The organism is Bradyrhizobium sp. B039 (genome assembly GCF_038965675.1).
In the GTDB taxonomy this organism is placed as follows: domain Bacteria; phylum Pseudomonadota; class Alphaproteobacteria; order Rhizobiales; family Xanthobacteraceae; genus Bradyrhizobium; species Bradyrhizobium diazoefficiens.
Map to the genome: position 1 here is coordinate 2,507,885 of NZ_CP152416.1, position 25,601 is coordinate 2,533,485.

Consider the following 25,601-nt stretch of genomic DNA (forward strand, 5'->3'; position numbering starts at 1 on the left):
CCTATTCCTCCGGCTCGGTCGTGAACAGCAGCGGATAGCCCTTGGAGCGGCCGGCGTCGGTGGCGCGGGTTGCCTTGGTCTCGGCGACGTCCCTGGTGAACACGGCGACCACGCAGGCGCCCAGCTTGTGCGCCGTGATCATCACCTTGTAGGCCTGATCTTCCGTCATGCGGAACTCGGCCTTGAGGATCATCGTGACGAATTCGCGCGGCGTGTAGTCGTCGTTGATCAGGATGACCTTGTGCAGCTTGGGCCGCTCGACCTTGGTCTTGGTTCTGGTTTTCGGCTTGGTGACGGCGTCGTTCATTCCGCCTCCTGGACACGGCGGGCTCGGGTTCCCTGCCGGAGCGATCAGCTCGCGGCTTTCTCACCATATTGCAGGACCTGCACCTTCTCCAAGGTGATCAGCCCGCTCGACATCATGCCATCCAGGATGGGCAGGAATGCGTTGATGTTGTCCTCGCTGTCGACGATCTCGATCAGCAGCGGCAGGTCTTCAGAGAGCCGCAGGATTTTCGAGGTATGCAGCCGGCTCGACTTGCCAAACCCCATCGGACCGCGCAGCACGGTGGCGCCGGCGAGGTGCAGCTCGCGCGCCTTCATCACGATCGCTTCATAGAGCGGCTTGCCGTCGAAATGGTCGCTCTCGCCGATGAAGATGCGGAGCGAAACAGCCTGATTGGGAATTTGCATGGTCAGCTCCTTTTCAAGCGGTTGTAGCGGCTCGCCATGATATGGCCGAGCCAGACCGACACCAGCCAGCAGACGACGGAGGATGCGACATAGGCCAGCGCGGTGTATTTCATGCCGCCGTGGAACAGGCGGAATGTTTCCAGGCTGAAGGCCGAGAAGGTGGTATAGCCGCCACAGAACCCGGTCATGACGAACTGCCGGTGCTCGGGCCGTGCCAGCATCCGGCCGTCCGGGCCGGTCAGCGTCGCATAGAATCCGATGATCAGCGAGCCGGTGGCGTTGATGAACAGTGTCGCGAAGGGAAAGCCTGGACCGGTATCGAGCGCGAGCCCGACCAGGTAGCGCGTCAGGCCGCCGACGACGCTGCCGGCGGAAACCCAGGCATAGAGCATCGCGCTGCGCCAGCGCTCGGCGGAGGAGGGAACGTTCATCGGCCTCTACCCTCCAAGACCGTCAGCGAGCAGGAAGCCGCAGCTCACTGCGGCGAGGCACAGTCCAACCGAGAAGGCGACGTTGCCGAGCGCATGCATCGGCTCGCCGTTGCGGGCGAGCGTCAGCGTTTGCAGGCTGAACGAGGACACCGTGGTGTAGCAGCCGAGGAAACCGGTCACCGCGAACAGCCATGGATTGGGCGAGGCGAACATCGAGCCCGGATGGGTTGCCAGCGCGCCTAAAATGCCGATCAGGAAGGCGCCGGTGACGTTGATGGTCATGGTGCCCCACGGAAAGGTCTCGCCCAGCCGCCGCGCGACAGCGCCGGAGATGAAGTAGCGCGCACAGCCGCCGAGCACGCTGCCGACCACGATTGCGATCACTCCGCTCAGCACGACGAACGACTCCCCATCCTCATTTGCCCTCCGCTGCCAGCCCGTTGCCGACGGCGAGCAGCCCTACGAGCGACACCAGCGCGAAGCCGAGCCCTGCCAGGAACGTGCCGGCCGGACCATAGGCGTCCCACAGCGCACCGGCGATCACGCTCGCGGCCAGCAGTGCCAGGCCGGTGAACAGGTTGAAATAGCCGAATGCAGTGCCGCGCAAGCTTGGCGGCGCGGCGTCGGCGACGAGGGCCGAGAGCAGGCCTTGCGTCAATCCCATATGCAGCCCCCACAGCACGACCCCGAGCGCGAGGCCGCCGAGGCTCGGCAGCAGCGCGAGCGCGAGATCGGCGCCGGCGAGGAAGACGAGACCGAGCGCGAGCAGGCTGGTCCGGTTGATGCGGTCCGACAGCACGCCGGCCGGATAGGCCGACAGCGCGTAGACGATGTTCATCAGCACCAGCACCGCCGGCACCCACATCGCATTGAGGCCGATGTTCTGCGCGCGCAGGATCAGGAAGGCTTCGCTGAAGCGCGCCAGCGTGAAGACGATTCCGACCGCCACGACACGCCAGTAGACCGCTCCGAGCTGCCGCATCGCGGCGAGATTGAGCGGATTTTTCGCAGATTCCCGGCTCGGGTCCGGCTCCGGCTCGCTCACGGCAAAGGCGATCAGGCCGAAGGACAGAAAGGCCGGCAGCACGGCAACCCAGAACACGGCGGTAAAATTGTCAGCCGTCCACCACATCAGGCCGATCGCCGCGAGCGGTCCGACGAAGGCGCCGATGGTGTCGAGCGATTGGCGCAGGCCAAAGCTCGCGCCGCGCAGGCCGACGGGTGCGATATCGGCGATCAGCGCATCGCGCGGCGCGCCGCGAATGCCCTTGCCGACCCGGTCGATGAAGCGCGCCGCCACCAGCCATTCGACGCTGGGCGCGAGCGGGAATAGCGGCTTGGTGACGGCGGCCAGCCCGTAGCCGAGCGCGGCAAGCAGCTTGCGGCGGCCGAGCCAGTCCGACAGCGCGCCGGAGAAGATCTTGGTGATCGAGGCCGTCGCCTCCGCAATGCCCTCGATGAAGCCGACCGTGAGCGTCGAGGCGCCGAGCACGGTGACGAGATAGACCGGCAGCAGCGCGTGGATCATCTCGGAGGAGACGTCCATCAGCATCGAGACGAAGCCGAGCACCCAGACCCCCCTGGGCAGCCCCGCGCGCGCAGCATTCGGTGTCGTCGTCGTCACGCCTTGGACTTCCCCTCGAACGTCCCCTTGGCCTTCACGTCCCGGCCTCCGCCATCAGGCAACAAAAAACCCGCCATTGGCGGGTTTGTCCATGCTCCCGCCAAAGGCAGAGGCTCAAAAATTGCCCCACCTCAAGCAGGAGTCATCAGCCCATCACGGTCACCGACCGCCGGGCGGTTGTCGGGGGACTCCATCCCCATCTGTGCGGCCAGCCTAGCATGGAAATCGCGCCGGACAAGTGGGCGGGGTGCGTGTCCGGTACTGTCATTCCGGGGTCGGCTCTTCGAGCCGCCCCGGAATGACGGAGCCTGTGGTCGCACGTGTTCCGATGACGCTAGCGCGGCAACACGGCGGCAGCTTTGCGTAATTCCTAACTCGAATGTGAAGCGCAGGCGATCTTCGCACTTTGCGGCAAGGCGATTGCATGTCACCATCGCATCATACGACGGGAGACTGCGATGCGCTTGCTGTTCTCGATCGGGGCTGTGCTGGTGGCCGGCGTGCTTGCCGGGGGGGACGTTGCGGGCATCGCGGCACCAGGGCCGAAGTTTGAGCCGCCCAGGACTCAGCGGCTGGCGGCCGACAAGGATGCGCAGACGGTCGATGTCGAGCTGATCCTCGCGGTCGATGTCTCCTACTCCATGGACATGGACGAGCTGGCGATCCAGCGCGAGGGCTACGCGCAGGCGATCCAGTCGAAAGAGTTTCTCCAGGCGCTGAAGATGGGCCCGAACGGCCGGATTGCGGTGACCTATTTCGAGTGGGCCGCCTCCACCGACCAGAAGATCATCATTCCCTGGCGGCTGATCGACGGACCTGAGACCGCGGACGCGGTCGCCACCGAAATCATGAAGACGCCGATCCGGCGCGCCTCGCGCACCTCGATCTCCGGCGCGATCACGTTCGCGATGCCGCTGTTCGACGAGGATCCCTATCGGGGCTTGCGTCGCGTCATCGACATCTCCGGCGACGGCCCCAACAACAATGGCGGCCCGGTCACGGTGGCGCGCGACGCCGCGCTCGAGAAAGGCATCGTCATCAACGGCCTGCCGATCATGGTCAAGGAGCCGTCCTATTCGACCATGGATATCGACAATCTCGACTACTACTACGAGGATTGCGTCATCGGCGGTCCCGGCTCCTTCGTCATCACGATCAAGGACCGCGAGAAATTCAAGGAAGCGATCCGCACCAAGCTCCTGATGGAGGTCGCAGGCCGCGTGCCCGAGCGTCCCGTGATGCGGGTCGCCGACAAGGAGCCGCGCGTCAGCTGCCTGATCGGCGAGAAGATCTGGTCGGACCGCTGGGGACGCTAAGCGGCCTGGAACGTCACCGGGCGCGGCGGGGTCAGGCTCCCCTTCTAGGGCGCGGACTCATTGACGCGCAGCCAAGGCCTTATTGACGCAAGCTGGACGAAGGCCAAGTAGTTGACGGCAAGCTTGCCGGCGCGCCTCGGCTGCGAGCGCGTTATTTACCAGGTGAGGCGGAAGCCTCCAGTGCCCTTGTAGTTGCGGTTGTCAGAGCTGTCGTTGAGGCTCGCATTGTAGGAGATCTCGCCGAAGAGGGCGTAGCGCCCGTTCGCCCAGCTGTAGGTGCCGCCGCCGCCGATGCTGCCCCACAGCCGATCCTGCGCATTGACAAAACCGGTACCTGCGACATCGACATTGGTGCCGTTGAGAAACTCGTAACGCAGATTGGCGATGCCGTAGACATCGGATCGCACGATGCCCGTGCGGTCGCTCCATATCCTCTGATGATTGAGCGCAAGTCCGGCGCGGCCGAGCAGGCTGTCACCATCGCGCAACGACACCGGCGCGCCGAACCGATCGGCAAAGCTGTCGAAGGCGACCTTCGAATAGGAAAGCTGCGCCTGCGGCGTCAGCGACCAGCCGTTGCCGAAGCCGATCCGCTTGCCGGTTTCGGCGCTGAAGGCGTAGCCGAACCCTTCATTGCCGTGGGTCAGGCTGCCGGCCAGCACGGACGACAGATCGCTGCGATAGAACATCGACTGTGCCTGACCGTCGACATAGAAGCCGTTGTCGCCATACCAGGTCAGCGTGCTGCCGGCGCCCGTTCCCTCGACGCGAATACGTCCATTGCCGAAGAACGACGCGACATTGGCGGTCGTCAGGCCATATTGGGCGGTGAGGCCGACGAACAACCGGCCCCGTTCGTTCTCCAGCACAAGGCCATCGAGTCCTGTCTGCACTTTCAACTGGTCGGCCTTGTAGGTCGAGCCGGTGGTGTTGGCGGGCTGCAAGTCGGAATGGCCACCTTCGATGCGGCCCCAGAACGCCGTGGGCGCCGGCGAAGCCGCGGCTGTCAACGGCGCGGCACCGGCGCGCGCCATGGCGTCGCTGCCGCCCCAATAGCGGTTGCCGACGCGTTGCTGCAGCGTCGGCAGATCATTCATGCCAAGCAGCACTTGCGCATAGTTCTCGTAGAGCGGAACGCCCGGCTGATACAGCGGGCCGGGCGGTGCCGTCACCGGCGGATTGATCAGGCTCGAGCGCAGATACCAATCGCCGTCACCGGGTGTGGCGATGCCATTCTTCTGCAACGTATAGGCATAGGCGCCGCCGACCACGGCCTGCTCGCCGTGAAAGACGTAGCTGCCTAGAAGCGAAAAGCTGCCGTTGGACGCGCCGACCACGTCTATCACCTTGATGCCTTCGGTGGTCTGCGCGCCGGCGCCGCCGACATTGGTGACCCGGAGTGATGACGAGCCCGATGTGCTTCCTTGCACCCGCAACAGATCGGTCGGCGAGCTGTCGCCGCCGAGCCTGGTGTTGAGTTGAACGGTGCCGCCATTGCCCACGTAATTGCCGACCACGGTCAGTGTGGCTCCAGGGGCGCCGCCGAGAGTGACCGTGCCGGCATTACCGAGCGAGGTGAGCGTTTGATTAAAGCCGGCGAGGTCGAGTGTGCCGCCGGCGGCCACGTTGAAGGCCGACGCTGCGCTGAATGTATTCGCGGCTCCGGCGCGCAGGGTGCCGCCGTTCACATTTGTCGCGCCGGTATAGTTGTTGGCGCCCGACAGCGTCTGCGTGCCACCGGTGACGGTCAGACCGCCCGTGCCGCCGATCACGCCTGCGAACGCGTCGTTCGCGTTGGCGATCGTCAGGGACTTCGTGCCGAGGCTGACGCCGCCGCTGCCGGCGAGGCTCTGAATGATCGTGCCGCTGGCGGCGATGCCGGAAATATCGAACGTCCCGCTGGCGACGACGCGGCTCGAATTGCTGATGGCGCCCGCGCCGGTGAGGGCAAGGATGCCGGCTTGGACCACGGTCTCGCCGGCATAAGGGCTGCTGGCGGCGAGGTTCAGAGTGCCGTTGCCGATCTTGGTCAATCCACCGGCGCCCGTGAAGGCGGAGGTGGCATCGGTGCCGACCGTGAACGCTCCGGTGTCGATCGTCAGCCCGCCCGCGAGGATGTTGAGCTTGGTTCCTGTAAATCCGTTGATGAAGGTCGCGTTGCTGGCAGTCGCCCGCAGGATACCATTGTCGAAATTGGCCTGGCTCGTCCCGGCCGCGCCCCGCAAGGATTGAGTTTCCAGTATGCCGCCGCCACTGATGTTGAGCGTGCCGGAAGATGAGGCGAAGTTACCCAGGACCGTGCCGGCTCCCGTAACGACAGCCCCGCCGTTTTGAATGTTAAGCGTGCCGACGCCTAGAAAGCCGACATAAAAAGTTGCAGCGGGGATGTTCCATTGCGACCCCGCACCGGTGACGGTCACGATGCCGGTGGCTCCAGCCGATATCCCGAGCCGCGATGAGCCGGTACTCGTCAACGTGCTGCCGTTCTGGATCGTTAGATTGCCGGCCGTTCCACCGCTGTTGCCAATGGACATAGTCCCCACCGAGACGTTGACCGGACCGCCGACGCCGAGGATCGTCTCCCTTTGCGGCGGCGCGCCCAAGATACCTATGTTGACGGTTTGACCCGGGATCGGAGGGGCTGCGGTCGTCCAGTTGCTCCCGGCCATCCAATCGTTGCTGGTCAAACCGGTCCAATTCGCCTGGGCCGAGGCTGATCGCGTGAACAGCGCCGATAGCACCACAACCAGCAAGCTCGCCAGGAGCAGGCGAAGCATTCGGGTTCGGCGGGTGCTGGCGGAACAATGCCGAGTCCGATTCGGACTCCTGCGAAGCGTGTCATCTGATTGCCGTCGGATCGTCGCAGCAGCCCCGATGCATTCGCGCATGCAGTATTCCAATTACGTCCACACCGTTCGAGGGTGCGGATTGTCGTTGTCGTGTAGTCCACGAAGTACAACCACAACGCTAGGCGAGCAGAAGCGATCAGACAACAATCGAAACGTGCTTCTCAAAAGATGCATGCGGCGTGTGCCGTTTGCGCAACGAAAGACGCTTAACAAAGTTCTTTCGGGATCAGATCCGGTTGTCCGCCTCCCGGCCATTGACACGCGAGACTTACCTGAAATGAGACCATTTGCCCCATCTCGCCTTGCGGTTGAATTTAACCGACCGTTAACCGCCGCGTGGCCCTAATCGGATTGTTTCCGTTTGCTTCCAGGTCTGTTCCGACATTGCTGTCCGGCGCACACGGCAGCGGATTCGCCAGACCTGTCCGCCGAGCAATCCAATGGCCATCGTCACATCGAGCACCAGCCAGATTTCGCCCGCGAACGAGCGGATCTTTCACCAGAGCGCTCTGGTCGGTGACTGGAAGGGCAATTGGGTGGGCAACAACCAGCCGGTCGGCTTCAAGGTCGTGAACATCCGCGGTGCGCGGGCGCAGGTCGAATACACCCATAACGGGCACACCGAGCGCGGCTTTGGCGAGGTCCAGGGCTCGCTTATCACCTTCGGCGGGGTCACCGTCGGCACCAAGGACGGCAAGAACATGGTGCTGCTGTTCTCTGCGGGCGGCGCCGGCAAGCAGACCGCCAATCTCGAGAAGCAGGCGCCGCCGGCCTCCGACAGCCGTCTCATGGGAAGCTGGGGCGGCTATTCCAGCGACAACGGCAAGAGCGCGAGCTTCAAGGTGCTCGCCGTCAACGGCAACGAAGCGCAGGTCAGCGTCACCACCGACGGCATCACCCGCCAGGGCACCGGCATCGTCTACAAGAACGTCATCATGTTCGGGCAGGCGCAGATTGCGACCGATGACGGGAAGAACGGCAAGGTCATCTACCAGGTCGGCACCAAGTCCTTCATGGTGCCGGTGACGAAATATCCACCGGCCGATTCATCGTCTTCGGTCGACAAGACCGCCTGAACGCTTCGCGTTCCCGACGCGCGCGGCGGCCGGCCGTCCTCACCATTTCGGTGCCCGTTTCTCTACGAACGCCCTCAGGCCCTCCTGCGCCTCGTCCGACGTCGCGACGTTGCAGAAGTCGTCCACGGCGCTGGCAATGCTGCGCCGATAGTCGAGGTCGATCTGGCGCATGAAGGCGGCCCGGCCCATCCGCAGCACCGCGGCTGATTTCGCGGCGAACTGCGCCGCGAGCCTCACGACCTCGGCCTCGAGCTCCGTATCTCCCACGACGCGGTTCACCACGCCGAGCTCGCGTGCCTCGGCGGCGCTGAAGACGCGGCCGGTGAACAGCAGCTCGAAAGCGCGGTGGCGCCCGATGATGCGCGGCAGATGCGCGTAGTGGATCGCGGGAATGACGCCGACGTCGATCTCGGGATAGCCGAACGTCGCGCTCTCGGATGCCAGCACCACGTCGCAGGACACCGCCATGGTCATGCCGCCGCCGCGGGCCGCGCCGCCGACCGCGGCGATCGACGGCTTTCCGAGCCCGTACTGGGCGTCGTAAAGGTCGATATAGAGCGCCTGGAGGAATTCGCGGATCTGGGCGCCGGATTTGCCAAGCAGGATGTCGAGGTCGAGGCCTGCCGAAAAGCGCCTGGCGATCGCGCTCGCCAGCACAACCACGCGCGCATCCGGATCGTCGGCGGCGCGGCGCAGTGCCGCGACCACCGCCCGGATGACCTCGAGGCTCAGCGCATTGACCGGCGGGCGGTTGAGCGTGATGCGGGCGATGTTGCCCGCGCATTCGTAGGCGACGGGGCTGTCAGATGTCACCGGGGTCTCCAGGCTTCTTGGGATCGTGCGGTATAAACCGCGGTTGCTGCGTGGCTATTTCGCAGCCAGCGGCGGCAGCGGGGGCACGCTGTCGTTCGGCGCTTCCGCCTGCATCGTGATCAGCGTCATCGAGACCAGGTCGTAATAGCCGATCAGGCCGATAACATCCATGATGCCGCGCTCGCCGAATTTTTGCTTTGCCGCGCGGTAGACATCGTCGGACACCTTCTTGTCGCGATAGAGCGCTATCGCGAGGTCGTAGAGCGCGGCCTCGTCGTCCTTCATCGCCTTCGGCCGCACGCCGTTGGCGACGTCCTTGGCGACATCAGGATCGAGCCCGGCCTTCATCGCGAGCGGATAATGCGCGAACCATTCATACTGCGCCGTCCATTGCCGCGCGGTGATCAGGATCGCGAATTCGCTGAGGCGCGCCGGCAGCGACGAATTCCAGCGCAGATAGTCCGACATCGCAGAGAGTTTTGGCGCCAGCTCCGGGTTATGGATGTAGGCGCGGTAGGGCGGGTTGGTGAATTTCGCGTTGCGCGGGGGCACCGCGATCGCGTCCGCCCATTCTTTCTGCGACGACGAAAGTTCGTCGGGTTGCAGCGGCACGAAGCGGGTCGGCTCGGCCGCGCGGCCGGCTTCCGAGGTCGCGATGGTGAACAGCACAGCCAGCGCCAGACCCAGATATCGCATCGTCATCCTCCCATTGCGGCGGACTCGCGCCGCCTGCTCGACGCCAGCTTACGTTGCGGCGCGAGTGAGGCAAGGATGTCGGCACCGGGCGAGGCTGCGGTACGGGCATGGCCGCATGCCGCCTCCCTGCGCCCGGCGCGATCGAGATCAGATCCGCGCCTCCAGGATCAGGTTGAAGGGCGTTTCGGCGGCGCGACGGAAGCGCGTCAGGCCGCCTTCGCGGGCGACCTTGCGCAGCCTTGCTTCGCCCGCTTGTGCGCCCAGCGCCAGGCCGACCTCCTGGTCGAGCGAGGCCGGTGTGCAGATCATGGTCGACGCCGCATAGTAGACGCGACCGACCGGATTGAGATTGTCTTCGAGGCGGTCGCCCGCGAACGGCTCGACCAGCATGCAGGTGCCGTCCTTGTCCATGGCTTCGCGTACGTGGCTGATGGCGCCGACGGGATCGCCCATGTCGTGCAGGCAATCGAAGAAGCAGACGAGATCATAGCCTTCGGCCGGATAGGTCTTGGCCGAGTGAACAGCAAAGCTGACCCGGTCGCCCAGCTTGGCCTCATTGGCCGCCTTTCGCGCGGCCTCGATCGAGCCCTCGTGATAGTCGAAGCCGTAGAACCGGGAGTTCGGGAAGGCGTTCGCCATCAGCCGCGTCGAAACGCCATGCCCGCAACCGACATCGGCGACCTTGGCGCCGCGCTTGAGCTTGTCCACCACGCCGTCGAGCGCGGGCAGCCACTCCTGCACCAGATGATGCATGTAGCCGGTGCGGAAGAAGCGGGCGGTGCCGCAGAACAGGCACTCGCTCCGCCGGTTCCAGCCGACTCCCTTGCCGGACTTGAATGCATCCGTGATTTTCGGCTCGTCGAGGAACGCCGCGGCAATGACATTGCCGACTGCGCCGAGGAACACCGGGCTGTCCTCGTCGGCAAGCGCCATCGCCTGCTCCGGCAACATCGAGAATTTTCCTGAAGCGGTATCATATTCGACGTAACCAGAAGCCGCCTGGCTCGACAGCCACTCGCGGACGTAGCGTTCGTTCGTTCCGGTGGCGCTTGCGAGTTCGGCAGAGTTCATGGGCCCCTTGGCGGCGAGGGCGCGATAGAGGCCGAGCTTGTCGCCCAGCAGGACCAGCGATGCGTTCATCGCGGCCCCGACCTCGGTGATCATCTTGCCCATAAAGGCATTCAACCTGTCGGAATTGACCTCCATGACGTCCTCCATGCTGTGTCGGGCATTTTCAAAGGTCAGCGCAAACTGCGCATTGCTGGATCGCACGAGGCTCTGGCGATCGCGATGACGGCTCGAGCTTGCGCGTCCTCTATGTGGGTCAATCCGGCGGATGGGAGGTTCAATTTGTCAGGAATACGTGACCCTGGAACCGGGGCCGCGGGACCGCCATTGCTTCGCTGGCCATCGCGATATACCGAGGGTATAATTTGTGAGCATTTTGACGGTAGCCGGAATGTCCAGCCTTGCAGGTTCTTGCGGTCTCGCAGCTCTCTTCGCCGTGCTTTGCCTCGGCGGAGCGCCCGCTCATGCGCAAGTTGCACCCTTGAGGTATTGGATACCGGGCGGACCTTTCGGCTTTGGCGGCAGCGATGGCCAGAGCTCCGAAAGTTACGGCAATTTTCCAGGCTTCAGTGCCAGCGACGCAGGCGGGCGCGCCAACTTTGCGAACGGCTTCTTCGTCGGTAGCCAGCGTGGCAACCTCAATTGGAGCGGTCTCGGCCAGGCTGGACAGGCCGGCAATTTCAGCGCGCTCTCCTATGACAGCACGCAGTTCGGCTACAACACCAAGACGGCGGGCGGCATGCCCGTCACGTTCTTTGCCGGCTTCGACACGCTGAAATACGGCAACGGCATTGGCAGTTCGCTTGCGCCGCTCACCTCCGGCGCCGGGCCCGGCTATGGCGCGTTCGCGGGTGTCGAGTTCAAGCCGACCTCCAACCTCAGCCTGTCGTTCGGAGCCGGGTTCACCCAGCAGGACTCGGGACGCATGGACAGCGATATCAGATCGAACATGCTGCCCGGCGAGTCACCGGCGCTCGGCGGCCTTCGACGCTAGGAGACTATTGCGTCGGCCGCATCACCAGTTCCGGGGCGCGGCGGAGCGATTTCGGCAGATCCGGCCCGGCTCCGAAGCGCATCACGATATCGGGACGCCGCTCGCCGAGTCCGAGCGTCGCTGCGAACTGCGGCCTTAGTGTCGCCACCTCGACCGGCTGGTTGACGAAGGAATATTTGAGCCCGAGCGCGGTCGCCTGCAGGCCGAACCGCTGGCAGGCACGGCCGACCGCAATCCAGTGCGACGTGTCGCTACGATCGGCGGCAAGCACGACGACACCCGCGGAGCTGTCGAGCTCGGCGCGGTATTTCCCGCTCTCGCCGCTTTCGGTGAAGAAGAACCTGAGCAGCGGTCGCGCGATCCATGCCGGCAGGGACGGGCTTCCCGAGGCCCGCGAGAACAACCCGTCCATGGTCGCGACCGCATCGGCCTCGTTGAAGCGCATCCAGTTCACGAGCTCGCGCATGAAGGCCTTGTCGCGCATTTGCGCGGCATTGCCTTCGAGCACGTAGTCGGTGATCTTTGCGATGGCGGCGCGTTCGGTCATCAGGATTGCCGAGACGTTCGGCTCCCGGCAGGCGTTCTCGAGCTGGCGCAGAATGTCGGGCGCCACCGGCTTGCCGTCGAAGGCTGCACGGGTGCATTGCCTGAGGGGAATCGCGTTGACGAGCGCCGACGCTTCGGGGCGCGCTGGCTCCAGCGCGATCCGGACCTTGTCACCGTCGATAATCGGGTTCGCGCGCCAGCCGAGCGCTGATGCCGCGAGAACGAGGTTCTCGGCGGCGCAGCCGAGGCTGACGAAAAGGTGGTGATCGTCCGGATCGACTACCGGACAGCGGCGCGCGAAATCGGGCGCAATCACGATTTCATTGCCGCGGGCGGAGAAGATCCAGGGCTGGGTGTTGTGGCTGTTGGCGGCGAGCGTGGCAAAGCGCACGAGCTCGCGGTCCCGCGGCACCGATTGCAGCGGCGCTCGCGACGCCCGCACCGTTTCCTCATAGGTCGTCGTCGCCGCAGCCGAGGGGCGGGCGGTGATTGCCGCCGCGGAAAGTCCGAGCGCGATGGTCATGAGTTGTCGCCGGTCGATCGCCATCATCCGCTCCACGGCCCTTTCGCCACGACGCTTCTAGCGTCCCCGGAAGCTCGGGCGGTTGACCGGTATCAAGGTTCGGATCGGCCGCGGATCAATCTGGTGAGGCGCCCGCGGCGGGCCGTCCCACGAGGCTTGCAGCTACCGCGCAAAACGCGCCACCAGCTCGACATGCGGCGTGTGGCGGAATTGGTCGACTGGCACGACGGTCTCGATCCTGTAGCCGCCGTCGATCAGCAGCCGTGCGTCGCGGGCGAAGGTTGCGACGTTGCAGGACACCGCGACGATGACGGGCACCTTGCTTGCGGCCAGCTTCAGTGCCTGCGCCTGTGCGCCCTGGCGCGGGGGATCGAACACGACGGCGTCGAAGTCGCGCAGCTCCTGCGGCACCAGGGGGCGGCGGAACAGGTCGCGCGGCTCGCACCTGATCGGCTTCAGGCCGGGCGTGCGCGCGGCCTTTGCCAGCGCGGCAACTGCGCCGGCATCGCTATCGTAAGCGGTGACGCGCGCCTTCTCGGCGAGCCGCAGCGCGAACGGCCCGACACCGCAGAAGAGGTCGAGAACCTCCTTGGCCTTGCCGACGCGCTCGGCCACGAGAGATGCCAGCGTCTCTTCGCCCGCGACGGTTGCCTGCAAGAACGAGCCCGGCGGCAGCGTCACTTCAGTGCGGCCCATCTTCACCGTCGGCGGCAGGCGCTGCAGCACCAGCTCGCCATGCCGCGTCAGCCGCGCCAGGCGATGCTGCTCGGCGACGCGCGACAGCGCCGTGACCAGCGGCGTCGGCAGCGGGCCGGAGCCGCGCACATCGACATCGAGGCCGTTCGCGGTCGCCGTGACCTGGATGTCGAGCGGCTTTGTCACCGGCATTTTGGACGTGAGCGGCTCGGCCAGCGCCCAGGCGGCATCGAGCGCGCCGTCGAGTGCGGGATCGAGGATCGGGCAGCGATGAATTGGGATGACGTCGTGCGAGCTCGCTGCCGAGAATCCGACCTTGAGGATGTCATGCGTGCCGAACCGGCCATGCAGCGTGACGCGCCTGCGCCCCACGCCATGGGCATCGACCAGCGGCGCGACCTCGCAATCGATGCCGGCCTGCGCCAGCGTCTCGACCACGATGCTGCGCTTCCAGGCATGATACGGCTCGGCCGCCCAGTGCTGGATCGCGCAGCCGCCGCAGATGCCGAAATGCGGGCAGAACGGCGCGACGCGCTCGGGGCTTGCGACGTCGACCGCCAGCAGCTTGCGGCGGTCGGGATGGTTGCCCGCGACATGGTCGACCTCGACGGTCTCGCCGCCGAGCGCATACGGCACATAGATCGCTTCACCGGCGCCGAGCGCGACGCCGTCGCCGCGATGGCCGACGTGATCGATCCTCAGGCGCTCAACCACGGCGCGCGCCCAGGAAGAATTCGATGTTGCCGTCGCCGCCGGTGATCGGCGAGGGGAACACCTCGATGTCGGTGCAGCCGAGCGAGGCGGCGAAGGCCGCGATGTCGTCGCAGATCTGCTGATGCACGGCGGCGTCGCGGATGATGCCCTTCTTGTTGTGCTTCCGCTCGGCCTCGAATTGCGGCTTGATCAGCGCCAGCAGGCTCATCGGTGCGGCCGCCAGCGACAGCGCTACGGGCAGGACGGCCTTCAACGAGATGAAGCTGACGTCGATCACGACGACATCGGGCCGCGCCGGCAGGCGTTTGCCTTCATAGGCGCGGATGTCGGTCTCCTCCATCGACACGATTTTGGGATGATCGCGCAGCGAGGGATGCAACTGGCTGGTGCCGACGTCGATGGCGAACACCAGGCTTGCGCCATTGGCCAGCAGCACCTCGGTGAAACCGCCGGTGGAGGCACCGACGTCGAGGCAGACATGGTCCTCGATCTCGATCGGGTAGCGTTCCAGCGCGCCGGCGAGCTTGACGCCGCCGCGCGACACGTAGGGGTGCGCGGGCTCGGCCTGGATCACCGCGTCCTCGGCGATGGTCTCCGACGGTTTCGTCACCTGCTTGTCGTCGGCCGTGACGAGGCCGGCCTCGATGGCCGCGCGCGCCCGTGCCCGGCTCTCGAACAGGCCGCGCTCGACCAGCAGAATATCCGCGCGTTTGCGGGAAGGGGACATCACGCTCTCATGAGACGATTCTTGAGACGATTCTTGGGACGATTGATGCGCTTATGGTGCAATCAATCGCGCGGCCGCCATCCGGACGCAAGCCTCGAACGCGGCGAGATCGTGCCAGACGTCGATCGGCATCGTGGCCGGCGTCACCAGCGGGCAGCCGTGCAGTTCCAGCGCATGGATCATCATGAGGTTGTCGACGAGGCCAAAATCCTCGACCGTCAGGCCCTGCGCATCGACCAGCCGCCCGTCCTCGGACGTGACGTCCACGAAACGGCCGACGCGGTCGGCATAGGTGGCGCCATCGTTGGAATAGGCGAGACACAATTTACGGCGCCCGGCCATGTAGCCAAGCTCGTAGACGGTCCCGGGATCGGCGCCGGCACCGCGGAACGGCGTCAGGTTGGCGATGATGGCGTCGGCCGCATCCATCATCGCCTCGTTGCCGCAAAAGATCTGCCGCGAGGCGTCGGGGGCGGTGAGGTCGATCTCGTTGTCGAGAGGATAAAGGCCGGTGAGCCCGAAGCGCTCGCAGATCTCGGCCTTGCGCCGGCCGATCTCGACCGCATCCGGCAGGAACACGTCGGGGCCTGCCAGATAGATTTTCATGGGGGACTGCTTCAGAAGAAATCAGGCGAGCTGCAAACCGCGGCGAAAACTGCGCTCCCTCCCCCGCCTGCGGGGGAGGGTTGGGGAGAGGGTGTCTCGACAATCGAGAGCCCCCTGGAGGAATAAGCCCTCACCCGGATCGCTTTCGCGATCCGACCTCTCCCGCAAGCGGGAGAGGTGAAACCAATCAAGCCAGCTTGACCGTCTCGGTCTTCACGTCCTTGCCGAGCGCCTCGAACACCTTGGCGACGATGCCCTTGGCGTCGAGACCGGCACGGGCGTACATCGCGGCCGGCGTGTCGTGGTCCTGGAACACGTCCGGCAGCACCATCGTGCGGAACTTGACCATGCCGCTGTCGAGCGCGCCCTGGTCTGTCAGGAACTGCGCGACGTGCGAGCCGAAGCCGCCGACCGAGCCTTCCTCGATCGTGATCAGGATCTCGTGGTCGCGGGCGAGCTTGAGCACCAGCTCGGTGTCCAGCGGCTTCATGAAGCGCGCATCCGCAATGGTGGTCGAAAGGCCGTGCGCGGCGAGCTCGTCGGCTGCCTTCTCGCATTCGGCGAGGCGGGTGCCGAACGAGAGCAGGGCGATCTTGCTGCCCTGGCGGATCATGCGGCCCTTGCCGATCTCGAGCGGAATGCCGACCTCGGGCATCTCGATGCCGCGGCCTTCGCCGCGCGGATAGCGCAACGAGCTCGGACGGTCGTCGATCGCGACCTGGGTTGCCACCATGTGCACGAGCTCGGCCTCGTCGGCCGCCGCCATGATCACCATGTTCGGCAGGCAGCCGAGATAGGCGTTGTCGAACGAGCCGGCATGCGTCGCGCCGTCGGCGCCGACGAGGCCGGCGCGGTCGATGGCGAAGCGGACGGGCAGGTTCTGGATCGCGACGTCATGCACGATCTGGTCGTAGCCGCGTTGCAGGAAGGTCGAGTAGATCGCGCAGAACGGCTTGTAGCCTTCGCTCGCCAGACCCGCGGCAAAGGTCACCGCGTGCTGCTCGGCGATGCCGACGTCGAAGGTGCGGTCCGGGAAGGCCTTGTTGAAGATGTCGACGCCGGTGCCGGACGGCATCGCCGCGGTGATGGCGACGATCTTCTCGTCCTTCTGCGCTTCCTTGACGAGGCTCTGGCCGAACACGTTCTGGTAGGCGGGCGCGTTCGGCTTGGCCTTGGCTTGCGTGCCGGTCGCGACGTCGAACTTGACGACGGCATGGTACTTGTCGGCGGAAGCTTCCGCCGGGCCGTAACCCTTGCCCTTCTGCGTCACGACGTGGACCAGGATCGGGCCTTCCTCCATGTCGCGGACGTTCTTCAGCACGGGCAGGAGGTGGTCGAGGTTATGGCCGTCGATCGGGCCGACGTAATAGAAGCCGAGCTCCTCGAACAGCGTGCCGCCGTCCATCATGAAGCCGCGCGAATATTCCTCGACGCGGTTGGCGCGGTTGGCGATGATCTTGGGCAGGCGCTTGTTGATCTGCTTGGCCGCCTCGCGCAGCGTGCGATAGGTCTTGCCGGAATACAGGCGCGACAGATAGGCGCTCATGGCGCCGACTGGCGGCGCGATCGACATGTCGTTGTCGTTGAGGATGACGATCAGGCGCGAGTTCATCGCACCGGCATTGTTCATGGCCTCATAGGCCATGCCCGCCGACATCGCCCCGTCACCGATGACGGCGATAACGTTGTTCTTGCCGCCGGAGAGGTCGCGTGCCACGGCCATGCCGAGGCCGGCGGAGATCGAGGTCGAGGAATGTGCCGCGCCGAACGGATCGTAGTCGCTCTCGCTGCGCTTGGTGAAGCCGGACAGGCCGCCGCCGGTGCGCAGGGTGCGGATGCGGTCGCGCCGACCGGTGAGGATCTTGTGCGGATAGGCCTGGTGGCCGACGTCCCAGATCAGCCGGTCGCGCGGCGTGTCGAAGACGTAATGGATCGCGGTGGTGAGCTCGACCACGCCGAGACCCGCGCCGAAGTGACCGCCGGTTACCGAGACGGCATCGATGGTCTCCTGCCGCAGCTCGTCGGCGACCTGGCGAACCTGCTCGATCTTGAGCTTGCGCAGGTCGTCCGGCGTCCGGATGGTGTCGAGAAGCGGCGTCTTACTGTATGCGTTCACGGCGATTTCCAATTTGTCAGCGCCGGAAGGTCGTTCCGGTGCGCGATGGGTTTGCACAATATCGGCGCAGCGCGAGTCCTTAAACCGTCGGAGCCACCTGCATGGGGCAAGGCCCCGTCTTCAAGCTTAGGTGAGCTTAAGTGCGCTCCGGTTCAGTCTCTGTGATCCCTGTCACTTAGATCGGCTTCGTCCGTCCCAGCCAATTTCATTAGCAATTTGAAGCACTTGTCGTCGGTAATCGATGCCTACGCAAGGCTAACAAAAAGCCACACTCCGCGCAGCTTTACACCAAAGCTTGGGCCAAAGCCAACCCGCTGGGGCGATTACGGGCATACGCCTGCAACCCCCGGGCCAGAGTGGTTAACTGCGGCGCCCGCGGCGGGGTTCCTGCCTTGCCCGGCTCCCCGGCAGGATTTTCGGCGAGAGGAGGGCTATTTTCCGCTCGATTCGCGGGGCCGAATGGCCCCGGCGGGGAACTCTTCGATCTCGGTGCCCGGCCGCCCGCCCCATGAGCACACACAGCTGCGTGCGATCATGAAAAAATTGCAGGCGTCCGATGCCGAAAGAGGCTTGGTCGGGGTCCCTTACTGGACGTCGAGCGGTGCGGTGCCGGTGGCCTGGCCGCTCGCATCGGTGGTGATCTTGTCGACGCGGGCTTCGGCCTGGCGCAGCAGTTCCTCGCAACGGCGCTTCAGCGCTTCGCCGCGCTCGTAGATCGTCACGGATTCCTCGAGCGGCACCTTGCCGTCCTCGAGCCGCTTCACGATCGTCTCGAGTTCCTCGATCGCGCGCTCGAAGGTGAGCCTGGAGACGTCGACTTGGGTATTTTCGGCCATATCCGTTTCCGATTGCCCGATTCGCTTGCCTCGCAGTGAAGGCGGGTTTTGCGGGCTTAATGTGGCGGGCGTCGTCAGGCGCCCATCAGGGCGCCGACATGCGCCGTAACAGATTCTTTCAGTCCTTGCAGGTCATAGCCACCCTCGAGCACCGAAACAACGCGGCCCCCGGCGGTCCTGTCGGCAAGGTCCATCAGCTTGCGCGTCACCCAGGCATAATCCTCCGCGCGCAGATTCAGCGAGGCCAGCGGATCGCGATAATGTGCATCGAAGCCCGCAGAGATGATGAGGAGCTCGGGGCTGAATTTTTCGAGCTGCGGCAGAATCAGGTTCTCGAAAGCGCTGCGGAATTCCGGGCCACCGTCCTCGGACGCCAGCGGCGCGTTGACGATGGTGTCGTGGTCGCCGCGTTCGCCCTTCGCGCCGGTGCCCGGAAACAGCGGCATCTGGTGCGTCGAGCAGTACATCACCGTGGGGTCCGACCAGAAGATGTCCTGCGTGCCGTTGCCGTGATGCACGTCGAAATCGACGATGGCCGCGCGCGTGATGCCGTATTTGCGCTGCGCGTGACGCGCGGCGATCGCAACATTGTCGAAGAAGCAGAAGCCCATCGGCTTGCCGATCTCGGCGTGATGGCCGGGCGGGCGCACCGCGACGAAGGCGTTGCGGTGCTCGCCCGCCATCACCGCTTCGGTCGCCGCGACCGCGCCGCCGACGCCGCGCATCACCGCTTCCCAGGTGCCCGGCGACATCGAGGTGTCGCCGTCGATATAGACGAGCCCGCTGGACGGCGCGATGTGGCGCAGCTCGGTGACGTAGTGCTCGTTGTGGCAGAGCGTGACGAGATCGAGATCGCCCTCCGGCGCCTGGTCGCGGACCAGGAACTGGAAGCGCTCGTGCGACAGCGCTTCCTCCACGGCGCGCAAGCGGTCCGGCCTTTCGGGATGTCCCGGCGGCGTGACGTGGTCGAGGCAGGCCTTGTGGGAGAGGAGAAGCGTGCTCATCAGGTCGGGCTCACTGGGAACGGGCTCTTGACGTCGCTTGGCGCATCCGGCGCCAAAACGCAATGCAAAACGCAATCTATGCGCTCCACCGGGAATGGCAAACGGTTGTCCCGTTCCGGCCCGTTTGATCCGGATCAATTCACGCGCAGGATGCGACTCAGCGGCAACGGGCCGATCGGCCCGTGCGCCTGGAAAAACGCGAACAACGCGTCGGCGTCGTAGCCGCCATATTGCGGCGCCGTGCCCTGTCTGGCGACCGTGAAGCCGTCGCCGCCGACGGCGAGGTAATCGTTGAGGGTGACGCGGTAGCCGCTTCCGGGCTCCATCGGCCTGCCGTTGAGCGTCATCCTCTCGGCCATCACGCGTTCGCCGAACGGCTTCGACGCATCCCAGGCGTAGCTGAACCCGTTCGACACCTGGAGGATTCGCGGCCGCTTCGGATCGAGCCATTGCTGCTCCAGCATCTCCTTGAGCTGGCTGCCTGTCAGCGTCATGGTGACGAGGCGGTTGCGGAACGGCTGGCTCGCGAACAGCTCGCCGAAGGACACCGCGCCGTTCTCCTTCGGAACGATATCGGTGCGGATGCCGCCGGGATTGGTGAGCGCGATGACAGCGCTGCCATTCATGGCCTCCTTGGTCGCGGCGAGCTGCGCGTCCGCGATGACGTCGCCGAGCGGGCTTTCACCGGCTTCGTTCGGAATGCGCGACAGCGTCTGCGTCACCGATCCGGCCGGGCGATTGGCGATCGGCGCGGCGAGCTTGTCATAGGCCTCGATCAGCGCGGTCTGCTCCGCGTCCTTCGCCAGCGAGGCATTGGCGACGATGACGTTCTCGGCCTTGGCGGCGACGATGTCGCGCGTTGCCGGATCGAGCTTGAGATCGATCGCCGTGACCAGCGTGCCGTACTTGTCGCCGCTCGTCACCAGCCGCCCGTCGATATTGCAGACATAGGCGCGATGGGTGTGGCCGCTGACGACGACGTCGACGGCGCGATCGAATTTTTTCACGATCTCGACGATCGGCCCCGAAATGCCCGGGCATTCATTGTAGTCGCCGGCAGGCTCGCCGCCTTCGTGGATCAGCACGACGATCGCTTCCACCCCGCGCGCCTTCAGTTGCGGCACCAGCGCATTCACCGTTTCGGCCTCGTCACGGAATTCGAGGCCGGCAATGCCCGAGGGCGACACGATGCCGGCGGTGCCTTTCAAGGTCAGCCCGATGAAGGCGACGGGAATGCCGTCGAACTCACGGATCTCATACGGCGGCAGCACGCTTTGACCGGTCGCCGTCTCCACGGTGGAGGCGGCGAGATAGTGAAATTTGGCGCCCGTGAAGGGATGCGGTCCCTGGCAGCCGTCGACCGGATGGCAGCCGCCGTTCTGCATCCTGAGCAGCTCGACCTTGCCCTCGTCGAACTCGTGATTGCCGACCGAGGTGATCGCGAGCCCCATCATCGAGAGCGCTTCGACCGAAGGCTCGTCGTGGAACATCGCCGATAGGAACGGGCTCGCACCGATCAGGTCGCCGGCGGCCACGAAGATCGTGTTCTTGTGCCCGTCGCGCAATTGCTTCACCAGCGTCGCCATGTACTCGGCGCCGCCGGCCGCCACCATGACCTTCTTGGCTCCGTCCTCGGGATCGTTGATGCGGATGCCGCCGGGCGGCGGCCGCAGATTGCCGTGGAAATCGTTGATCGCAAGGATGCGCAGCTCGACCGGCGCGGCGGTCTGGGCAGAGGCGGGCAGGGCGGCGAGCGCAAGGGCGAAAATGGTCAGGCGGAGAAGATGTCGCATGGAATAAGATTAGTCGTTGCGCGCGAAGATTTCACGAAGGTTCTCGCTGTCATTCCGGGGCGCGCGTAGCGCGAGCCCGGAATCCATTCATCTACCAACTCTGCGGCCCAATGGATTCCGGGCTCGCCACTTCGTGGCGCCCCGGAATGACGGGATCTACCGCTTTTTCCTGCTCGCAAACGCGTTGAACGCAGCGATGGCATCGTCCGACTTCAAGCGCTCGCCGAACAGATGGGCCTCCTGGTCGATGCGGCGGGTGAGTTGCTCCGGCGGGGCACGCAGCAGCTTGCGCGAGGTCGCGACAGCCTCGGCGGGCAGCCGGCAGATATCGCGCGCCACCTTGCGCGCCTCGACCTCGGTGTGCCCCGGCGAGACCACGGTGTTGACGAAGCCGGCGGCGTGCGCCTCCGCGGCGGTGAAGGTTCGTCCCATCACCAGCATCGCGAAGGCGCGCTGGTAACCCATCGTGTTCGGCATCAAGAGGCTGGCGGCGCCGACCGGCACCAGCCCGAGATGGATATAGGGCGCGGAGAAGGTCGCCGCGTTCGAAGCGAGCACGTAGTCGCAATGGAACAGCATCACGGTGCCCATGCCGATCGAGGCGCCGTCCACGGCCGCGATGATCGGCTTGACGTTGAGGGCGAGCGAATAGAGAAACTTGGCGCCGTCCGAAAGCGTCTCCGGGCGTGCCGTGTCGGCCTTGAGAAAATCGTCGATGTCGTCGCCGGCCGTGAACACGCCGGAGCCGCCGGTGATGATCATGCAGCGGATATCGGGGTTGTTCTGCGCGGTGTCGATCGCGCGGCTCATCTCCCGATACATGTCCTGCGTGATCGCGTTCTTCTTGCCCGGGCGGCGCAGGGTGATCACGCGCGTTCCACGCTCTTCGGCGACGATGATATTGCCATTCGGCATGATGACCCCCTGCGGTCGCCGCGACGGCTTGCCGCCGGCGAGTCTCGCAAGCATCAGCCTACATCATCTTGCAGACGTGCCAATCCGCCCGCTCGGCCTTTTCGACGACGATTCCCTTGATCCCGGCGCATGGCGCCGCCCGTCGCGGCGGTATTCCGTCCAGGGAACCATGATCGGCTGGATCGCACCGGCGCATCGCTTATGGACCATTGCGCATTGCAACAAATGGCTACAATGTTTCATTTGAAAAACCGGTGGTTGTGGTGCACGATCGTGCCGTTCCATTTGGCCGATTGCTCGATTGATGATTGCCGCGACGAGTGTCGACGAATCCTCGCTGCATTATCGCGGCTGGCGCGTTGTGCTGGCCTGTTTCCTGATGGCCTTCTTCATGTTCGGCTTCGGCCTCTACGGCCAGGGCGTCTATCTCGCCGAGCTTCAGCGCGCCCATGGCTGGCCGGGCACGCTGGTCTCCGCGGCCAGCACCTTCTCGTTTCTGCTGACCTCCGTCCTCGTCATCTTCACCGACGATCTGCTCGCCCGTATCGGGCTGCGTTCGCTGATCCTGTGCGGCCTCTCGGCGCTCGGCGCATCGACCGTTCTGCTGGCGCTGATGCAGACGCCCTGGCAGCTCTATCTTGCCTATGCGCTGATGGCGGTCGGCTGGACCGGCATGGGCACCGTGGTGATCGCGACGGTGCTGAACTCCTGGTTCGATCGTCGCCGCGGCCTCGCGCTCAGCCTCGCCTTCAACGGCGCGACCTGCGGCGGCATCGTCCTCGTTCCGCTGTTGCTGTCGCTGACCGCCAGCATCGGCTTCCGCTCGGCGATGCTGGCGGCCACGACGGTGATGGTGCTGCTGGTGCTGCCGGTGGTCGTCGGCTTCATCGGCTGGCCGGCCGGGCTGCCGCTGGCATCGGGCGAACGCCCCGCCGGTGGCGGCACGCCCGCGCCGGCCTATTCCCGCAAGGCGCTGCTCGCCAACGCGGCGTTCTGGACCATGGTGCTGCCGATCGCGATCGCGCTGCTGGCGCAGATGGGCTTCATCGTCCACCAGGTGACATTCCTCGAACCGCTGATCGGGCGCGCCAGCGCCGGCCTTGCCGTGACCATCATGGCCGCGATGGCGGTGGTCGGGCGCCTGTCGCTCGGCCTGTTCGTCGACCGGCTCGATCCGCGGCTCGCATGCGCGGCGTCGATGACGAGCCAGGCGGCGGCGCTGTTCGTGCTCCTGCAGAGCACGAGCCCGACGGCGCTGCTGGTGTGCTGTGCCGTCTATGGCTTCTCGATCGGCAACATGATCACGTTCCCACCTTTGATCATCCAGCGCGAGATCGGCTCTGCCGCCTTTGCCGCCGCGATGGGCTTGGGCACGTCGATCAGCGGCGTCGTCAGCGCCTTCGGCCCGGGCATCGTCGGCCTGGTCCGCAGCCTGACCGGCAACTACACGACGGCGTTTGCGATGTGCGTCGCGTTGGATCTCATCGCCGCGAGCATCGTGCTGTGGCGACCGGGGAGGCGGGCGAAGCTCGCAGCTCCATAGCCTGGATGGAGCGAAGCTCCAGGATGACCGACTGTGGGCCAACTGCGTCCCCAACATTCGGTGTCATCGCCCGACTTGATCTGGCGATCCAGTACTCCGAGACATCCGTAGTTTACCGAGAGGCCGCGGCGTACTGGATTCCCCGCCTTCGCGGGGAATGACAGCGGGGAGGAGGGTAGACCTTACCCCAGCAACACCGCATCCGCCGCCGCGACCGACTCCGCGCTTTCCGTCACGGTGCGCTCCAGCCCCGCCGCCTGCACCGTGATGTTCTCGGCGAAGAAGCGGGCGAGCGAGACGTAGCGCTGTGCATCGGCAAGGCCGTCGCTCTTCGCGGCGAGCGCCTCGGACGCCAGCATGCAGCCGCCGAGCGTGGCGCCGAACTGCTGCAGATACGGCGTTGCGCCGGCAAGCGCCTCGTTCGGCGCGGACGTGACGCGCTCCAGCAGCCACTTGCTGGTGCGCGTCAGCGCGTCCAGCGCTTCGCGCAGCTTTGCGCCCGTGGTGCCGAAAGCGGGGTCGTTGGAGGCTTCGACCTGCTTGACGACGGCCGAGAGCTCGTCGAGCAGCGCCCACACCGCGGCGCCGCCATTGGCCGCGAGCTTGCGCGTGACGAGGTCGATCGCCTGGATGCCGTTGGTGCCCTCGTAGATCGCGGTGATGCGGGCGTCGCGATAGTACTGCGCGGCGCCGGTCTCCTCGATGAAGCCCATGCCGCCATGCACCTGCACGCCGAGATAGGCGACCTCGTTGCCGATATCGGTGGAATAGCCCTTGGCCATCGGCGTCAGCAGCGCCGCGCGCGCGGCCGCGTCAGCGCGGACCTTTGGATCCCTGGCGCGGGTCGAAACGTCGATTGCGACGGCGGTCGCGTAGCAGATGGTGCGCGCCGCCGCGGTCTGCGCCCGCATCCGCATCAGCATGCGCTTGACGTCGGGGTGAACGAAGATCGCGTCCGAACCGTCGCCCTTCTTGCCGACGGCGCGGCCCTGCTTGCGCTCCTGCGCATAGGACAATGCCTGCTGATAGGCGCGATCGGCAACGCCGACGCCTTCGAGGCCGACGCCGAGGCGGGCCTGGTTCATCATCGTGAACATGCAGCGCATGCCCTGGTTCTCTTCGCCGATCAGGAAACCAATGGCGCCGCCATGGTCGCCCATGGTCATGGTGCAGGTCGGCGAAGCATGCATGCCGAGCTTGTGCTCCACGCCGCTCGCAAAAATGTCGTTGCGTGCGCCGAGCGAGCCGTCGGCATTGACCATGAACTTGGGAACAAGAAAGAGAGAAATCCCCTTGGTGCCGGCGGGCGCGTCCGGCAGACGCGCCAGCACGAAATGCACGATGTTGTCGGTCATGTCGTGCTCGCCATAGGTGATGAAGATCTTCGTCCCCTTGATGCGATAGGTGCCGTCGGCCTGCTTTTCGGCGCGGGTGCGCAGCGCGCCGACGTCGGAGCCGGCCTGCGGCTCGGTGAGCTGCATGGTGCCGGTCCATTCGCCCGAGACGAGCTTCTCGAGGTAGATCGCCTTCAGCTCGTCGCTGCCATGCGCATCCAGCGCCTCGATCGCCGAGGCCGTCAGCAGCGGGCACAGGCCGAAGGCGACGTTGGAGGCGCTCCAGATCTCGGTGCAGGCGGCGTTGATCGCAACGGGCAGGCCCTGGCCTCCGAACGCTTCAGGCCCGGACACCGCGTTCCAGCCGCCCTCGGTCCAGCGCTTATAGGCATCGGGCCAGCCCGGCGCAGTCGTGACTTTCCCGGCGTCGAGCTTGATGCCGTGCTCGTCGCCGACACGGTTGAGCGGCGCCAGCACGTCGGTGGCGAACTTGCCGGCTTCCTCCAGCACGGCGGCCACGATGTCGGCGTCGAAATCGCCGTAATGGCCGGCTTCCACGGCGGCCTTCAGGCCGGCGCCATGATTGAGCGACAGCAGCATGTCAGAGATTGGCGCGCGGTAGGTCATGGCTCACTCCCGTGGACAGATGTTGGCGCCGTCTTCCCATGAAACGCCGGAGGTCTCAACT

Annotated in this window: 23 protein-coding genes and 1 riboswitch; of the genes, 4 read left to right on the forward strand and 19 right to left on the reverse strand. The window is 65.4% G+C overall.

Annotated features, from left to right (window positions below):
- Position 1: 1 nt before the first annotated feature.
- Genes clpS through AAFG50_RS11955 form a run of 5 tightly spaced genes read right to left on the reverse strand, consistent with a single transcriptional unit; the run spans position 2 to position 2,748 of the window.
- Positions 2 to 307 carry an ATP-dependent Clp protease adapter ClpS gene (gene clpS / locus AAFG50_RS11935; RefSeq protein ID WP_028175348.1) on the reverse strand — a complete coding sequence of 102 codons (306 nt, stop codon included), beginning with the start codon at positions 305 to 307 and terminating at the stop codon, positions 2 to 4.
- 44 nt (positions 308 to 351) lie between these two features.
- A complete protein-coding gene (locus tag AAFG50_RS11940; RefSeq protein ID WP_011085423.1) occupies positions 352 to 693 on the reverse strand; it encodes a DUF190 domain-containing protein in 342 nt (113 codons plus the stop codon).
- A gap of 2 nt (positions 694 to 695) precedes the next feature.
- Entirely contained in the window at positions 696 to 1,124 is a 429-nt protein-coding gene (gene crcB, locus AAFG50_RS11945; protein WP_028175347.1) for a fluoride efflux transporter CrcB, read from the reverse strand.
- Positions 1,125 to 1,130: 6 nt separating this feature from the next.
- Complete coding sequence (gene crcB / locus AAFG50_RS11950) at positions 1,131 to 1,520, reverse strand: fluoride efflux transporter CrcB (protein WP_028175346.1); 390 nt, start codon at positions 1,518 to 1,520, stop codon at positions 1,131 to 1,133.
- A 19-nt stretch (positions 1,521 to 1,539) separates the two neighbouring features.
- Positions 1,540 to 2,748: an MFS transporter gene (locus tag AAFG50_RS11955; protein ID WP_028175345.1), complete on the reverse strand. Its 1,209-nt coding sequence runs from the start codon at positions 2,746 to 2,748 to the stop codon at positions 1,540 to 1,542.
- Between the two features lie 129 nt (positions 2,749 to 2,877).
- Positions 2,878 to 2,955: riboswitch (Fluoride riboswitch) on the reverse strand.
- A gap of 251 nt (positions 2,956 to 3,206) precedes the next feature.
- Between AAFG50_RS11955 and AAFG50_RS11960 the strand changes: the two genes are divergently transcribed.
- A complete protein-coding gene (locus AAFG50_RS11960; protein WP_011085427.1) occupies positions 3,207 to 4,064 on the forward strand; it encodes a DUF1194 domain-containing protein in 858 nt (285 codons plus the stop codon).
- 155 nt (positions 4,065 to 4,219) lie between these two features.
- On the opposite strand, the gene AAFG50_RS11965 is transcribed toward AAFG50_RS11960, so the two are convergent.
- Entirely contained in the window at positions 4,220 to 6,598 is a 2,379-nt protein-coding gene (locus AAFG50_RS11965) for an autotransporter outer membrane beta-barrel domain-containing protein (RefSeq protein ID WP_074077741.1), read from the reverse strand.
- Positions 6,599 to 7,353: 755 nt separating this feature from the next.
- Here AAFG50_RS11965 and AAFG50_RS11970 point away from each other — a divergent pair.
- A complete protein-coding gene (locus AAFG50_RS11970; RefSeq protein ID WP_028175344.1) occupies positions 7,354 to 7,989 on the forward strand; it encodes a hypothetical protein in 636 nt (211 codons plus the stop codon).
- 39 nt (positions 7,990 to 8,028) lie between these two features.
- Here AAFG50_RS11970 and AAFG50_RS11975 read toward each other — a convergent pair whose 3' ends face one another.
- The 3 genes from AAFG50_RS11975 to AAFG50_RS11985 form a co-directional block, all read right to left on the reverse strand.
- Positions 8,029 to 8,802: an enoyl-CoA hydratase/isomerase family protein gene (locus AAFG50_RS11975; RefSeq protein WP_028175343.1), complete on the reverse strand. Its 774-nt coding sequence runs from the start codon at positions 8,800 to 8,802 to the stop codon at positions 8,029 to 8,031.
- 54 nt (positions 8,803 to 8,856) lie between these two features.
- A complete protein-coding gene (locus AAFG50_RS11980; protein WP_231166660.1) occupies positions 8,857 to 9,498 on the reverse strand; it encodes a carboxymuconolactone decarboxylase in 642 nt (213 codons plus the stop codon).
- A 147-nt stretch (positions 9,499 to 9,645) separates the two neighbouring features.
- Positions 9,646 to 10,704, reverse strand: coding sequence for a class I SAM-dependent methyltransferase (locus AAFG50_RS11985; RefSeq protein ID WP_028175341.1), 1,059 nt, complete (start codon positions 10,702 to 10,704; stop codon positions 9,646 to 9,648).
- A gap of 253 nt (positions 10,705 to 10,957) precedes the next feature.
- Here AAFG50_RS11985 and AAFG50_RS11990 point away from each other — a divergent pair, with 253 nt between their 5' ends.
- Positions 10,958 to 11,560: a hypothetical protein gene (locus tag AAFG50_RS11990; RefSeq protein ID WP_028175340.1), complete on the forward strand. Its 603-nt coding sequence runs from the start codon at positions 10,958 to 10,960 to the stop codon at positions 11,558 to 11,560.
- A gap of 4 nt (positions 11,561 to 11,564) precedes the next feature.
- Here AAFG50_RS11990 and AAFG50_RS11995 read toward each other — a convergent pair whose 3' ends face one another.
- From AAFG50_RS11995 to AAFG50_RS12035, 9 genes are all read right to left on the reverse strand, one after another.
- Entirely contained in the window at positions 11,565 to 12,629 is a 1,065-nt protein-coding gene (locus AAFG50_RS11995; RefSeq protein WP_232675250.1) for a Tat pathway signal protein, read from the reverse strand.
- Between the two features lie 162 nt (positions 12,630 to 12,791).
- Positions 12,792 to 14,039 (reverse strand): methyltransferase, encoded by a 1,248-nt coding sequence (locus AAFG50_RS12000; RefSeq protein ID WP_028175338.1) that lies wholly within the window; start codon positions 14,037 to 14,039, stop codon positions 12,792 to 12,794.
- On the reverse strand, positions 14,032 to 14,766 hold the full coding sequence (locus AAFG50_RS12005; RefSeq protein WP_028175337.1) for a TlyA family RNA methyltransferase: 735 nt from the start codon (positions 14,764 to 14,766) through the stop codon (positions 14,032 to 14,034). The genes AAFG50_RS12000 and AAFG50_RS12005 overlap by 8 nt, the downstream gene beginning before the upstream one ends.
- A gap of 51 nt (positions 14,767 to 14,817) precedes the next feature.
- Entirely contained in the window at positions 14,818 to 15,372 is a 555-nt protein-coding gene (locus tag AAFG50_RS12010) for a nucleoside 2-deoxyribosyltransferase (protein WP_028175336.1), read from the reverse strand.
- Positions 15,373 to 15,559: 187 nt separating this feature from the next.
- On the reverse strand, positions 15,560 to 17,488 hold the full coding sequence (gene dxs, locus AAFG50_RS12015; protein ID WP_028175335.1) for a 1-deoxy-D-xylulose-5-phosphate synthase: 1,929 nt from the start codon (positions 17,486 to 17,488) through the stop codon (positions 15,560 to 15,562).
- Between the two features lie 584 nt (positions 17,489 to 18,072).
- Complete coding sequence (locus AAFG50_RS12020; protein ID WP_008132970.1) at positions 18,073 to 18,324, reverse strand: exodeoxyribonuclease VII small subunit; 252 nt, start codon at positions 18,322 to 18,324, stop codon at positions 18,073 to 18,075.
- A 74-nt stretch (positions 18,325 to 18,398) separates the two neighbouring features.
- Entirely contained in the window at positions 18,399 to 19,328 is a 930-nt protein-coding gene (locus AAFG50_RS12025) for a histone deacetylase family protein (protein ID WP_011085438.1), read from the reverse strand.
- A 134-nt stretch (positions 19,329 to 19,462) separates the two neighbouring features.
- A complete protein-coding gene (locus AAFG50_RS12030; RefSeq protein ID WP_028175334.1) occupies positions 19,463 to 21,121 on the reverse strand; it encodes a bifunctional metallophosphatase/5'-nucleotidase in 1,659 nt (552 codons plus the stop codon).
- 156 nt (positions 21,122 to 21,277) lie between these two features.
- On the reverse strand, positions 21,278 to 22,036 hold the full coding sequence (locus AAFG50_RS12035; protein ID WP_011085440.1) for an enoyl-CoA hydratase-related protein: 759 nt from the start codon (positions 22,034 to 22,036) through the stop codon (positions 21,278 to 21,280).
- A gap of 304 nt (positions 22,037 to 22,340) precedes the next feature.
- Between AAFG50_RS12035 and AAFG50_RS12040 the strand changes: the two genes are divergently transcribed.
- Positions 22,341 to 23,579, forward strand: a complete 1,239-nt coding sequence (locus AAFG50_RS12040) for an MFS transporter (protein ID WP_028175333.1) — start codon at positions 22,341 to 22,343, stop codon at positions 23,577 to 23,579.
- 182 nt (positions 23,580 to 23,761) lie between these two features.
- Here AAFG50_RS12040 and AAFG50_RS12045 read toward each other — a convergent pair whose 3' ends face one another.
- Entirely contained in the window at positions 23,762 to 25,540 is a 1,779-nt protein-coding gene (locus AAFG50_RS12045; protein WP_011085442.1) for an acyl-CoA dehydrogenase, read from the reverse strand.
- Positions 25,541 to 25,601: the final 61 nt, after the last annotated feature.